The organism is Kitasatospora sp. NPDC038210 (genome assembly GCF_055600605.1).
Genome location: NZ_JBVJYK010000001.1, coordinates 291921 through 305143 on the forward strand (window position 1 = coordinate 291921; position 13223 = coordinate 305143).

Consider the following 13223-nt stretch of genomic DNA (forward strand, 5'->3'; position numbering starts at 1 on the left):
GCCCCCGCCGACAGTCCGGCGGGGGCTGCCGTCCGGCGGCTCAGCGGTGGGCGGGGAACTGCACCACCTGCTGGTAGGTCGGGCGGTTCTGCCAGGTGGTCCTGGCGTCCGTCACGCCGCCCAGCGGGCGCTGGATGACGGTGTCGGCGCACCACTGGTCTCCGGCCGAGCAGTCCGGGTCGCCGGGGTAGACCTGGGCCGGGGTCTGGGCGGCGGCGCGCTTGAGGGTGTCGAGCAGGACGCCCCGGCAGGCGCCGAGGTCGCCGCCGCCGCAGAACGGGCGGGCGAGCGGGCCCTTGACCTGGTCGCCGAGGACGGCGCGCAGGTCCTTGTCGAGGTAGCTCCACCAGCCGTACTGGAAGGACGAACCCTTGTGCGGGATGCCCTCGTTGGCGCTCACCGGGCCGCCGGCGGGGCCGGTCTGCCCGCCCGACGGCGACTCGTTGATCTGCAGGGCGCCGGTCAGCGCGCCGAACAGCTGGTCGCCGAGGCCGGGCCGCATGACGCCCTCGGCGACCAGCGGCCACCAGGCGTCCATCACCCGGATCGCGGTGGCGTCCGCGTAGGTGTGGCTCCCGGGCGAGGTCTCCTTCCGCTGGGCGCCGTCGGCGAGCCAGGCCTCCAGTTGCTGCAGGGCGGTGAGGGTGGCCGGGTCGGTGACCGGTGCGCTGCGCAGCACCCGGATCAGGTCGGGCAGCACGTCCTCGGCCCGCAGGTCGGCGAGCGCGGCGCTCTCCATGGCCTGGGTGAGGGAGACCCGGCTGACCTTGCCGCCGCCCTGCAGCAGCGCCTTGACCCGGTCGTCGAGCAGGTTGCCGCGGTGCACCGAACCGTTGCCGAAGCCGGCCGAGGTGTAGCCGTTCGCCTGCTTGTTGTTCCAGGAGACGTAGTAGTCCTGGTCGACGGACTGCGGGTGCTCGGCCGCCGGGGTGTACCGGGTGGTGTTGGCGGCGGGGTCGAAGTCCGCCCACTCGTACGCGGGCTCGGCGCGGACGGGCAGTCCGGCGTCGACGCCCGGGGCGCGCACCGGGTTGCTGCCGGAGTTGTAGTACGCGATGTCGCGGGAGTCGGCGTAGAACCAGTTGAAGGTGTAGTCGATGTCCTGCGCGGCCCGCTGGAAGCTCGCCGCGTCGTGCACCGCGCCGGGGTCGTTGAGCTCCTGGAAGCCGATGATGGAGTCGGCCTCGTGGCGGTAGGTGGAGCGCAGCGAGGTGAAGGCGACGGGTGCGCCGCCGACCGTGCCGCGCGCGGTGACCAGGCCGTACTTCGAGCGGTACATCACCAGGGTGTAGGAGCCGGACGCGGTGGAGTCCGCGGTGGTCGGGTTCCAGGCGTTCTTGCGTTCCAGCCGGTCGAGGGGCACGCACTGGCCGTGCCAGAGGTAGGAGTTCGCGGCGGTGGTGACCGGCGAGCCGTCGGTGGTGCAGAGCGGGACGGCGTAGCTGTCGGTGATGTCCTGGCCGGCCGAGGTGGCGCTCCAGGCGTAGTCCTGGCCCCGGCCGAGCTGCACGTAGAAGCTCAGGCCGGCGAAGGCGGCGCCGCGCGCGCTGATCCCCGGGCCCTGGATCTCCTCCAGCATCAGCAGCTGCGGGGCGAAGTAGCCGGTCTGCGGGCCGAACACGGCGACGGGGTGGCCGTCGTCGGTGTGCGCGCCGGAGACCAGCAGGGCGTTGGACATGCCGTGCTTGGCGGTGAGCAGGTTGCCGGGCAGGACGCCGTCCGCCTTCGTGGCGGCGGTGTTCGCGGAGCCGGTGGCGTCGTAGACCATCCGCTCGGGCACCACCGAGCCGGGGTCGGGCAGTGCCTCGCCCTGCGGCCGGTCGGGGACGCTCGCGTACGGGAAGCTCTGCCCGTCGTGCAGGGTCTGGACGGCCTCGGGGTCGTCGGACTCGCGCAGCGACTTCCAGAGCGCGTCCCCGGCGTCCTTGCCGTAGCGGGCCTCGGCGGCCGACTTGACCTGGGCGGAGGCGAGTTCGTTGCCTCCGCCGGAGCCGAACAGGGCGCCGACCACGGAGGCGAGGGCGACCAGGTCGGTCAGTTTGAACGGCTCGATCGACCCGGCGTTGGTGATCGGGTCGATGTGCCCCGTCAGGTCGTACTCACCGGGGAAGGTGCGGGCGTTGTAGGACTCCTCGGCGTACTGGTTGATGCCGTCGAGGTAGGCGTTGGCGTCGGCGAGGGCCTGGGTGGCCCGGCCGCCGCGGGCGGCGATGGCGTCGATCTGCTGCTGCAGTTCGGCCTCGGTGTACGGCGCGGCCTGCCAGAAGCTCTGCTCCAGCTGGCGGTTGGCGGCGGCGCCGCCGGCGAAGCCGGACAGCTGGCCGCGGCCGACGTGCCGGAAGAGGTCCATCACCCACAGCCGGTCCTGGCCGGCGGCGTAGCCCGCGCCGAACTCGGTGCCGTAGCGGGTGGTGCCGGTGATGTGCGGGACGCCGGTGGCCTTGTCGCGCACGATGGTGACGTCCGGGCGGGGGCTGGTGGTGCTCGCGACCTGGTCGGCGGGGACGCCGAAGGAGGCGTCGTCGAAGAAGTCGCGGAGCTTGGCCTCGGTGAGGCCGGGGTAGCCGGAGGCGAGCGCGGCGTAGGGGCCGAGCTGGTCGTCGGTGTGGGCGGGGCGGGTTCCGAACATCCGGTTGAGCAGGATGTCGGCGAGGGTGGCGTTGCCGTTCTCGCCGGGCGGCAGGATGTCGGCGCAGTGGCCGCCGCAGTAGTCGCCGGCGGCGGCGCCCGGCGCGGTGGGGGCGGCGGCCGCGGTGGGGACGGCGGTCAGGGCGGCGGTGACGAGCAGGGCCGACGCGAGGGCGGCGGCCGCCTGGGATCGGAAGGGGTGTCGGAGGGGGTGGGGGCGTAGGCGCAAGGCGGACTCCTCCGTCGAAGCCACGGGAGGTCGACGGTAGGGGCGCTACTGGCCGGTTGGCTAGTGGCGTGCATGCCATTTCCTTTGGCACGCCCCGGAGTTGACGCCTCCCGGGCCGGGGCGGCCGGTGCGTTCGGGCCGGTTGTCGGCGGTGTCGGCTAGGGTCGGTCGCGTCGAGGCAAGATCGTCCGTCGGAACGGCGGGGGAGGGGGCGAGTGGGCATGAGCGCGGAGCAGGTCGGGGTGGAGCCGGATGCGGTGGCGGCGCAGGACGTCGGGGCGGCGGAGGACGTCGGCGCGGCGACGGGGGTCCCGGTGCCGGAGGGCTTCGGGCCCCGGGAGCTGCCCGCCGGGCTCACCCACGGGCCGAGCCGGGAGCGGCTGGCTGCCGGGGGCCTGCCCCGCTGCTTCGCCCACCTGGACCTGACCGCGTCGTGGCACGAGCCCATGGCGACGGCCGCGACGTGGTACGAGGGGCTCCGGGAGGACGGTGCCGAGGCTCTGGTCGTGCTCGGCGAGACGACGTACCGCGACGCGTTCGGCGACGCCCTCGCCGATGTGCTGCTCGACGGGGCCACCGGCGAGGTGTACCTGGCCTGCCGGGACGACTCCGGTGCCCTGAAGCGGGACTTGCTCGCCAGCGGCCTGGAACCGCTGGTCGCGCTGATGATCGAGGTCGAGGCCGTCACGGCGGGTGCCGACGAGCCGTACGAGCCCGAGGAAGGCGAGGAGGAGGAGCCGCGCGGCCCGGCGGCGGTCGCCGAGGCCGCCAGGATCTCCCTGGAGCGGATGCGCGCGGCCGATCCGGAGCTGTTCCGGCGGACCGACGGCCGGCCGGCGCACTGGGAGACGGCCATGCGGGTCCGGGCGCTCGCCTGGGGGGCACTGCCCGGCGAGGCCGGCGGCCTGCGGTACGCGGTCGACGCGTCCCTGGTCGAGGAGCTCGCGGCGCTCACCGACGGCACCGTCCAGTGCTTCGAGGAGTCGGACCTGCCCGCGGCGCTCGCCCACGCCCCCACGCGGCGGCTGCTCACCGGGATCGGCCTGCCGGTCTCCGACCGGGGGGTGTTCCGGATCGACGCGGTGGGGCCGCTGTACACGATGGCGGAGATCTTCCCGGACCTCTACGACCCCGATGACCCCGAGTACGGCGCGGAGCACCGCCGCGACCACCAGGGCGAGTTCCTGGCCCTCGCCGACTGGCCGTACGAGTTCACCGTCGCGCTGGACGGTGCCACCGGCCGGGTCGAACTCCCGGCCTGGTTCGACGACGGCGAGCCCGCCGCGTACCTCCACCGGGACGTCTCGGCCCTGCTCTACGTGGTCTGGACGTACGAGCGCCTGCGCGCCGACCGGCGCCGCTGGGGCGGTCGGTACGCGCCGGTGCCCTGGGAGGTCTTCCACCCGAGCGAGCTGCTGGACGCCGCGGCGGAGGAGGCCCTGCGCAGGCTGGACCCGGAGGCCTTCGCGTCCGACACGCACTTCTGGCCGATCCGGGTCGACGACGGCCACATGGGGGGCCTGTTGGAGTAACGGCGGGCGGGCGGATCAGGTGACCGGCCGGGCGAGGAGGGCGGCGGCGGTGGCCGCGTCCGTGACCGGCAGCAGCGGGGCGAGGTCGGCGAGGCCGTGGAGCAGGTGCTGCCGGATCGGGCCCGGTGCGGTGGCCACCGAGCCGGTCAGGACGAGCGGTTCGCTGGGCACGGCGGTCGCCCGGACCAGCGCGGCCAGGTGGTCGGCCGCGGCGCGGGCGATGGCGAGGGCGGCGGAGTCGCCCGCGTCGGCCAGCCGGGAGACCAGCGGGGCGAGTTCGGCGAGCCGGCGCGGCGGGCCGTCGTAGGCCCAGCGCAGCAGCCGGTCGGGGGAGTCGGCGGCGCAGTGGGCGCGCACGGCGGTGCCGAGCGGGCCGTCCGGGTCGGCGTGGGCGTGCCGGAGCGCCTCCCGGCCGAGCCAGAAGCCGCCGCCCTCGTCGCCGAGCAGCCAGCCGAGTCCGCCGCTGCGGGCGAGCGTGCGCGTGCCGTCGAGGCGGACGCAGATCGCGCCCGTCCCGGCGATCAGCACGGTGCCCCGGCCGTCGGCGACGCCGCCGCAGGCCAGGGCGGGGACGGTGTCCGGGACGAGCCGGACGGGGCAGCGGAGGCCGAGCGCGGTGCGGACCAGCCCGGCGAAGCCGTCCGGGTCGGGCAGCGCCCGGTACCCGGCGAGGCCGACCAGGCAGGCCGCGACCCGGGCCCGGTCGCGCGGCCCGAGCGCGGCCGACACCGCGGCGGCCAGCTGGTCGACGGCGCCGGCCCGGGCCTGCCCGGCGGGGTTGGCGCCGCCGCTCTCGCCCCGGCCGAGCGGCGTGCCGGAGGTGTCGAGGAGGACGGCGCGGGTGCGGCTGCCGCCCGCGTCGACGCCGAGGCGGAGGGTGGTCACGGGGCGGCTCCGGTGGGTGGGCGTTCCCTGGGTCGATCAGCCGTCAGTCTGCCAGGTGCAGCGTCACGTCCGCCGGGCCCTGGGCGAAGCGGGTGAACCGGACCTGCAGGCCGTCCCGCTCGGGTGAGGCGCAGAACGGCCCGGCCGCCGCGGGTGCCGCCGGCGGGAGCGGGGCCAGTCGGACCAGGCGCCAGGGGCCGTCGTCGCAGCGGGCGCGGACCGTCACGGCGTCCCCGCTGCGGCTGGCTCTGACGGTCACCTCTCTGCCGTGCCACTCGGGCACGGGGGCGAGCGACCAGTCCGAGACGCCGCGGGTGACGACCGCGCCCAGGTGCGGGAGGCCGTCGCTCATCTCCACCCCGGCCTTGATCCAGGTCTGCGGGTCGACCCGGACCAGCAGGCCGGCCTGGTCGTAGAGGGCGCCGAAGTCGGCGACGAAGGTGACCTCGGTCGCGCTGCCCGGCGGGAAGCCGGTGAGCAGCGCGTGCCCGTCGTCGCGGACGAAGCCGTAGCCGGTGGTGCGCCAGAAGTCGCTGCGGCCGCGGGCGGTGACCAGGAGGTCGGTGCCGTCGGCCCGCGCCCGCTCGGGCTGGTTGAGCCAGCTGCCTTCGTGCCAGGCGATGTCGCGGGGCGGGTGCATGGGAGGCCTTCCTTCCGGTCTGCCAGCCGACGCCTGCAGGGGCTGCAGGTGGCTGCAAGGGCTTTCAGAAAGGGCCATTCAACACCCGCCCGGGTGGGCTTGGGGAGGTTTGTCAGGGCAACAACACGGGAGGGATCGGGGCGTCCTCCTTACGCTTGGGAACCCCGGCCGGGCGGGCGGCCGCGGTCGGCGCTGATTGACGGATCGTCAGCGCGACTCGGATGAAGGATCGTCAGCGCCTCCTCAGGCCCTGCGCCCCGGGGTGCTGCGGCGCGCGGGCGGCGTGATGCGGACCCGCTCGGTGACGGGTGCCCGCTCGATGTCGTCCAGCTGGGCGAGGACGGTGGCGCGCAGGTCGTCGTCGTCCTCGAAGTGGTGGTCGTTGAAGAGGGTGTAGCCCGTCCACATCAGGTTGGCGCAGACCCGGGCCGGCACCCGCCCGGTCTGGGCACCCATGCCGACCAGCGCGACCGAGCGGATGGAACCCGGCTCCAGCCGGTTCTGCCGGTGGACCGCCTGGAAGGCGGCGGCGCAGGCCAGTGCCACGTTCAGCGTCTCGCTCACGTTCTGCGAGGAGGTCTGCATCGTCGGGGCCGAGATCAGGAAGCGCGGGCTGACGGCCCCGGACGGCACGCACACCGCGCTGCCGACCGGGAGCGAGCCGGCGTGCCGCGCGCGGATCGCCCGCTGCACCCGCAGCTGGATGCCGGCGCCCAGGTGGCGCTTGATCGCGGCGTCCGTCCCGCCGTCCATCCGGCCGCGGGAGTTGGTGGGGCTGACCCAGGCGTCGACGTCGGTGGCCAGGATCGAGGCGTTGCGGATCTCCACGCCGGGGGTGTCGGCGAAGGCCGACCGCCACGACTCGACCACCGTCGCGTTGAGGTCGGTCAACACCACCTTGAGCGGCGACTGTGCGCGGTCCGTGGTCATGCGGGGGCTCCTGTCGGTCGGGGGTGGTTCCTGCTGACGTCCATGAAGCTAGCCCGCGGCACTGACAGTCCGTCGTGCCCGCCGGCCGTGGCCGGGGCCCGCGGTCCGGCAGGCCGGGCCGCGGGCGGCCGCCGGCCCGGACCGCCGTCGTCCGGCGCCCGGACTGTCGGTGCCCGCTGGTAGGACTGTGGTGTCCGCCAGGGAAACAGACTGGCCGTCACATCCCTTTCGCCTGCCATTCGTGCGGCCCCGACCGTCCGGGCCGCCTCACAGTCTTGGGGCACCACCATGAGCGCTGCCGACACCCCCGCCACCCAGCCCGACCCGAACGACCCGCTCGCCCTCGCGGAGCTGTTCACGGGCGGCGGTGAGCCGTGGCTCCCGCTGCTGAAGCCGGTCATCGAGGCCCAGCCCGGCGCGGCCTCGTTCATCGGCCCCGGCCGCGGCCCGGACGTCGTGCCCGTCCGCGAGCTGACCTTCCAGGCGCTCAAGCCGCACGCGCCGCACAAGTGGAAGGTCGTGGTCTTCGGGCAGAACCCGTACCCGCGGCCGGAGAGCGCCACCGGCATCGCGATGTTCGACAACACCTTCCACGACTGGAAGGACAGCAAGTTCGGCCGGGTGGTGAGCATCCGGTGCATCATCAAGGCGGCGGCGATGTGGAAGTACGGCATCGCCAAGAAGACGCCGATCGCCGACGTACGGGCGCTGCTGAAGGAGCGGGAGACCGTCCAGCCGCCGGAGTGGTTCCAGGCGATGCTCACCCAGGGCGTGCTGCTGCTGAACGCGGCGCTGACCGCCAGCAGCGACGGCGCGATGGGGCCGGACCAGCACACCGGGTTCTGGCGGCCGGTCGCCGAGCGGATCGTCGAGGAGATCCTCCGGGCGAAGCAGCAGGGCCCGGAGGAGGACCGCTACGTGGTCTTCGCGTGGTGGGGCGCGCACGCGCGCAACCTGAAGAACGTCGTGCTGCGGCTGCAGAAGAAGTACCCCGAGGTCGAGGTCCGGCACCTGGACCACGCCAACCCGGCTGCGCAGGGCGACATCTTCTGCGACGGCGAGCACTTCGCGACGGTGAACGACGCCCTCGCCGCGCTCGGCGCCGAGCCGGTGGACTGGCTGCCCAGCACCGGCTGGAACGCGCAGTCGGCCGACGGCGGCGGGGCGGACGGCGCGGTCGCCGAGCGGATGGGCGCCTTCATCGCCTCCACGATGGAGCTGCACCAGCTCTACCTGGACCGCCTCGCGAGCGTGAAGGACGAGGGCCTCGTCCTGCCCGCCATCACCGGTGTGTTCGACACCCCGCTGATGGGCTTCCAGGAGGCCGCGGCCCCGGTCGCCGAGGTGCTGCGCGGCCTGGACCGGCACGTCGAGCTGTCGCACGAGTTCGGCAAGCGGCGGGCGGACGACGCGGGCAACGGCCCGTCGGCCGACGAGATCGCCGCACTGTACCTGTACACCTGCGAGTCCGCGTTCTACCGGGAGATCAACGCCGTCCTGCGCTCGCCCGACCGCAGCCGGCTGGTGCCCTACCTCCCGTACCTGCGGCTGCTGTTCGCGGCGGTGTCGCGGCTGCCCGTCCGCACCGAGCCGCTCTGGCGCGGGGTCTCGCTGGACCTGCGCCGGCAGTACCCGCTGGGCAAGACGGTGACGTGGTGGGGCGTGTCCTCCTGCACGTCCAAGCTCGGTGTGGCGCAGGCCTTCCTCGGCAGCCGCGGCAAGCGGACGCTCTTCGAGGTGCGTCCGGCCCGGGCCACGGGCATCCAGAACTTCTCGGCCTTCACCGGCGAGGAGGAGTTCATCCTGCTGCCGGGTACGCAGCTGGAGGTCACGGACGTCCGCACCGAGCGCGGCGGGCTGTGCACCGTGACGCTGACGGAGCTGGCGGAGGCGCCCCTGGTGTCCTGAGCCGGTCCGGGGCCCCGCCCCGCCCGCTTCTGCGCCCTCGCGCCCGTCCTCGTCCCCAGATTGCGTAACCGAGTCAGTAACTTTACTGAGTTCAGTTATGCTGGATCCCGAGCGAGCCGTGAGCCCGTCGGCTCGGGACGGGAAGGGACGCGAAACGATGACCTCGGAAGTCCAGCGGACGGCGCCGGAAGCCCGGCACCTCGACGGCGAGCTGCGGCGGGAACGGGCCTACGTCGAGGTCTGCCGGGCGGCGACGGCCCGACAGGTCGAGGACGCCAGCCACCAGGTCGTCGCCGGGGAGGACGTCTCCGGCGACGGCGCCAGCGCGGAGGCGCTCGGCCGGTACCTGCGGACGCGGGCCAAGCGGATGAGGGAGCTGCCGGAGAGCCCGTCGTTCTTCGGCCGCCTCGACTTCGCCGACACCCCGGAGGCGGGGGACCACCGGCGCCAGCGCTACTACGTGGGCCGTCGGCGGATCTCCGAGGACCCGACCGTGCCACCGCTGGTGGTCGACTGGCGGGCCCCGGTCTCCCGGGCGTTCTACCAGGCGAGCGCCCACACCCCGCTCGGGCTGGCGCAGCGCCGACGGTTCGGCTGGGCGCCGTGGAGCCTGGGCCGCCCCGACGAGCTCACCGGCCTGGAGGACGAGCGCCTCGACGGAGCCGGCCGGAGCACGGCGGGCAACGGCCCGGGCGGCATCCTCGCCGCCGAGATCGAGCGGCCCCGCACCGGCCCGATGCGCGACATCGTCGCCACCATCCAGCCCGAGCAGGACGAGCTGGTGCGGGGCGGGCTGAGCGGGTCCGTCTGCGTGCAGGGCGCGCCCGGCAGCGGCAAGACCGCCGTCGGCCTGCACCGCGCCGCGTACCTCCTCTACAGCTTCCCCCAGCGGATCCGGCGCAGCGGCCTGCTGGTGATCGGCCCCAACCGCACCTTCCTGCGCTACATCGCCGAGGTGCTGCCCGCACTCGGCGAGATCGACGTCGGCCAGTGCACCGTCGAGGACCTGGTCGCCGACCGGCCGGTCGCGGCCGTGGACGACGAGCGGGCCGCTGCCGTCAAGCAGGACGCACGGATGGCGACGGTGCTGCGCCGGGCGCTGTACGCGCGGATCCGCACGTCGGGCGCGGAGCAGCTGGTCGTCCCGGACGGCTCGTACCGGTGGCGGGTGGCGCCGGAGCGGCTGGACCGGATGGTCGCCGAGCTGCGCGAGCAGGAGCCGCCGTACGCGATCGGCCGGGAGAGCGTCCGCACCCGGGTGGTGGCGATGCTGCAGGACCAGGCGGAGCGCCGGGCGGGCGTGATGTCCGGCGGGTGGCAGCGGAAGGTCGGCCGCTGCAAGCCGGTCGCGGCGTTCCTGGAGGCGGCCTGGCCCGCCCTGCGGCCGGAGGCCGTGGTCGCCGCGCTGCTGAGCGACCCCGCCGTGCTGGCCGAGGCCGCCGACGGGGTGCTCGACGCCGGGGAGCAGGCGGCGGTCCTGTGGCGCAGGCCGCCCCGCTCGGCGAAGAGCGCGAAGTGGTCCGAGCACGACCTGATGCTCCTGGACGAGGTGGCGGGCCTGATCGAGCGCCCGGCCGGCTTCGGTCACGTCGTGGTGGACGAGGCCCAGGACCTCTCCCCGATGCAGTGCCGGGCGATCGCCCGCCGCAGCGCCTTCGGCTCCCTCACCGTCCTCGGCGACCTCGCCCAGGCGACCGCCCCGTGGGCCGCCCGCAGCTGGCCCGAGCAGCTCTCCCACCTCGGCAAGCCGGAGGCCGCGGTGGTGCCGCTGACCACCGGCTTCCGCGTCCCGGCCGACGTGATGGCGCTGGCCAACCGGGTGCTCGGTGCGCTGGACGTGGACGTGCCGCAGGCGGTGTCGCTGCGGCGGGACGGCGAGCTGACGGTGCGCCGGGTCGACGGGTCGGGCGACGGGGGTGAAGCAGGAACGGGCGGAACAGGCGGAACGGGCGGTGCGGCCGGGCTGGGCGGTGCGGCGGTCGCCGCCGTACGGGCCGCGCTGGAGCGGGAGGGCTCGATCGCGGTGATCGCGGCGGACGGCGCGGTGGCGGAGGCCGACACGGCGCTCAGGGCGGCCGGCATCCCGACGGCCTCGGCCGAGCAGGTCGGCACCACGGCCCGGGTGACGGTGCTGCCCGCCTCGCTGGTCAAGGGACTGGAGTACGACCACGTGGTGGTCCTGGAACCGGCCGCCATCGTCGAGGCCGAACCGCGCGGCCTGCACCGGCTGTACGTCGTGGTGACCAGGGCGGTCTCCCGGCTGGACATCCTGCACTCCCGGCCGCTGCCCGCACCGCTGGCCGGGTGACCGGGCGCCGCCCCGGGGCAGCCGGGACGGCGGTCGGGGTGGGCGCGGACGGGCCGCGCGTCCGTTCGGGGCCGGTGCCCGGGTGGGCCGCTCAGTCCCCGGCGAGCCGTAGCGGCACGTGCCCGACGGCCAGGGCCGCGGCCGCGGCCGCGAAGCCGAGGACGGCGCCGGCCGCGACGTCGCCCGGGTAGTGCACGCCGGTGTGGACGCGGGAGTAGCCGACGGCGACCGCCAGCGCCCCGAGCGGCACCGCCGCCGGGGGCAGCACCACGCCGACGGCGGTGGCGAAGGCCGTCGCCGACGCCGTGTGGCCGGACGGGAAGGAGGCCGACTTCGGCATCGGCACGTGCCGGGCCACGTCCACCCGGGCCTCCTCCCGGTCGGGCCGTCGGCGGCGGACCAGCCGCTTGCCGAGCAGGTTCGACGCCGCCGAGGCCAGGGCGACGGCGCCGACCCCGACCGCGGCCGCCTGCCGGGGACGGCCGGGCAGGAGGGCGAGGCCGGTGGCGACGGTCAGTGAGATCTTCGAGTGGTCGGCCGTCCGGGACAGCCGCCGCAGGGCGGAGTCCAGGGCCGGGGTGGGGGTGGCGGCCACGGCCGCGTACAGGGCGCCGTCGATCGCGCGCAGGTCGGCGAGGACGGCCGCCGCGGAGACGTTCCGGTCAGGCACGGGACCGCCCCCCGCCGTTTCGTCCGTCGCCGTCCCGGTCGTCCGGTCCCCGTCCGTCCCGTTCGTCCGGGGCCCGCCCGGAATCCGGCGTGCCCCGGCTGAACGCGAGCGTGGCCAGCTGCCGCCAGTCCACCCGCTGCCGGGTGGGCGCGACGCCGGGGCGGTCACGCGGCACCAGCACCCGCAGCGCGCCCGGGCGCAGCGTGCACACCACCGGCGTGGGCAGCCGCAGCGCCTCGCCGTCGACGGCCACCGGGATCTCGGTCTCCTCGGACGTCACCTCGACCCGGCGCGCGGTCAGCACCGTCAGTCCGGTGGCCTGCGCGCCCCGGACGGCCAGTTCCGCGGCCTGTGCCGCGCCCTCGACCCTGATGCCCGTGACGCCGAGCAGGCCGCTGTCCAGGCGGGCGCGTCGGCCGCCGCTTTCGAGGTCGTCGGGGGAGCCGTACGGGTTGTTGCTGATCAGCAGCGCCTGCTGGGCGGAGAGGGCCGCGACGCTGCCGCCCTCGATCCGGGCGTCGACGCGCCGCACCCCCTCGCCGACCAGGAGGTCCGGCAGCAGGTTCAGGGCCGTGCCCGCCTTGGCGTCGCGGTACTCGGGGCGCTGCACGACGTCCGCGTACACCCCGAAGGAGACCGTGTTGACGAAGGGCCGGCCCGCGACCTCGCCGAGGTCGATCCGCAGCTCCTCGCCGGCGGTCAGCGCGTCCAGGCAGCGGGACGGATCGGCGCGGTCGAGGCCGAGGTCCATCGCGAAGTGGTTGCGGGTGCCCGCGGAGACCACCAGGAACGGCAGCCCGTGCTCGGCGGCGACGGCCGCGACCAGGGCCTGGGTGCCGTCGCCGCCCGCGACGCCGAGCAGGTCGGCGCCGCCGGCCACCGCCTCGCGGGCGAGTGCGGCGACGTCGGCGTGCACGGCGGGGTCGAGCAGGACCACCCGGGCGCCGAGCTCTTCGGCCCGCTCGACCAGGCCGAAGCGGCCGACCTTCCCGCCCCCGGACTTCGGGTTCATGATCAGTACCGGATGCACCGGCCGGGTGGCGGGGACCGCCGGGTTCGCCCCGCTCGGGCGCACGCGGCGCAGTGCCGCCCGGGCGAGGGCCAGCGCCGCGCCCCAGCAGAGGAACAGCACCAGCGCCGTCGGCCACAGGTCGTGGTAGGCGAACAGCACCACGAGGCCGACCGGCGCGGCGACGGTGAGCAGCCCCCCGACCAGCCGCAGGGCGCCGCGGTGCGCGAGGAACCACCAGGCCCCGGCCGCCCAGACGACCAGCACCAGGAAGCCGATCGCCACCACGGCCAGACTGCCCTCGCCCAGTGCGATCAGCAGCACGACGACGGCACCGACCGCGGCCAGCAGCGCGCACCGCGCGAGCACCCGTGCGGTCACGTCCCCGTCGGGGCCCACCTGCCGCGTCCCGTCGATGTCGTCCTCCCTGAGCCGTGCCCCGGGTGTGCCCACACGAGCCCGGTCCGTGCCAGCAGCCTGCGCA

General features: G+C 75.3%; 9 protein-coding genes. 3 read left to right on the plus strand and 6 right to left on the minus strand.

What is annotated here, in order from left to right; genetic code table 11:
• Positions 1-40 precede the first annotated feature (40 nt).
• Positions 41-2857 (minus strand): penicillin acylase family protein, encoded by a 2817-nt coding sequence (locus ACZ7KX_RS01240; RefSeq protein ID WP_470324663.1) that lies wholly within the window; start codon positions 2855-2857, stop codon positions 41-43.
• Positions 2858-3078: 221 nt separating this feature from the next.
• On the opposite strand from ACZ7KX_RS01240, the gene ACZ7KX_RS01245 reads away from it, so the two are divergent.
• Entirely contained in the window at positions 3079-4389 is a 1311-nt protein-coding gene (locus tag ACZ7KX_RS01245; protein WP_470324664.1) for an SUKH-4 family immunity protein, read from the plus strand.
• Positions 4390-4404: 15 nt separating this feature from the next.
• Here ACZ7KX_RS01245 and ACZ7KX_RS01250 read toward each other — a convergent pair whose 3' ends face one another.
• From ACZ7KX_RS01250 to ACZ7KX_RS01260, 3 genes are all read right to left on the minus strand, one after another.
• The gene (locus tag ACZ7KX_RS01250) at positions 4405-5274 is read right to left on the minus strand and encodes an N-acetylglucosamine kinase (protein ID WP_470324665.1); all 870 of its coding nucleotides are present in this window, start codon (positions 5272-5274) and stop codon (positions 4405-4407) included.
• Between the two features lie 43 nt (positions 5275-5317).
• Positions 5318-5914 carry a DUF1349 domain-containing protein gene (locus ACZ7KX_RS01255; protein WP_350521982.1) on the minus strand — a complete coding sequence of 199 codons (597 nt, stop codon included), beginning with the start codon at positions 5912-5914 and terminating at the stop codon, positions 5318-5320.
• A 243-nt stretch (positions 5915-6157) separates the two neighbouring features.
• Positions 6158-6844 carry a macro domain-containing protein gene (locus ACZ7KX_RS01260; RefSeq protein WP_470324666.1) on the minus strand — a complete coding sequence of 229 codons (687 nt, stop codon included), beginning with the start codon at positions 6842-6844 and terminating at the stop codon, positions 6158-6160.
• A 288-nt stretch (positions 6845-7132) separates the two neighbouring features.
• Between ACZ7KX_RS01260 and ACZ7KX_RS01265 the strand changes: the two genes are divergently transcribed.
• The gene (locus ACZ7KX_RS01265) at positions 7133-8752 is read left to right on the plus strand and encodes an ADP-ribosyltransferase domain-containing protein (RefSeq protein ID WP_470324667.1); all 1620 of its coding nucleotides are present in this window, start codon (positions 7133-7135) and stop codon (positions 8750-8752) included.
• 157 nt (positions 8753-8909) lie between these two features.
• Entirely contained in the window at positions 8910-11060 is a 2151-nt protein-coding gene (locus ACZ7KX_RS01270; RefSeq protein ID WP_470324668.1) for a HelD family protein, read from the plus strand.
• 91 nt (positions 11061-11151) lie between these two features.
• Here the strand turns inward: ACZ7KX_RS01270 and ACZ7KX_RS01275 are convergent, their stop codons facing one another.
• Positions 11152-11730 (minus strand): phosphatase PAP2 family protein, encoded by a 579-nt coding sequence (locus tag ACZ7KX_RS01275; RefSeq protein WP_470324669.1) that lies wholly within the window; start codon positions 11728-11730, stop codon positions 11152-11154.
• The gene (locus ACZ7KX_RS01280) at positions 11723-13156 is read right to left on the minus strand and encodes a diacylglycerol/lipid kinase family protein (protein WP_470325089.1); all 1434 of its coding nucleotides are present in this window, start codon (positions 13154-13156) and stop codon (positions 11723-11725) included. The genes ACZ7KX_RS01275 and ACZ7KX_RS01280 overlap by 8 nt, the downstream gene beginning before the upstream one ends.
• Positions 13157-13223 lie beyond the last annotated feature (67 nt).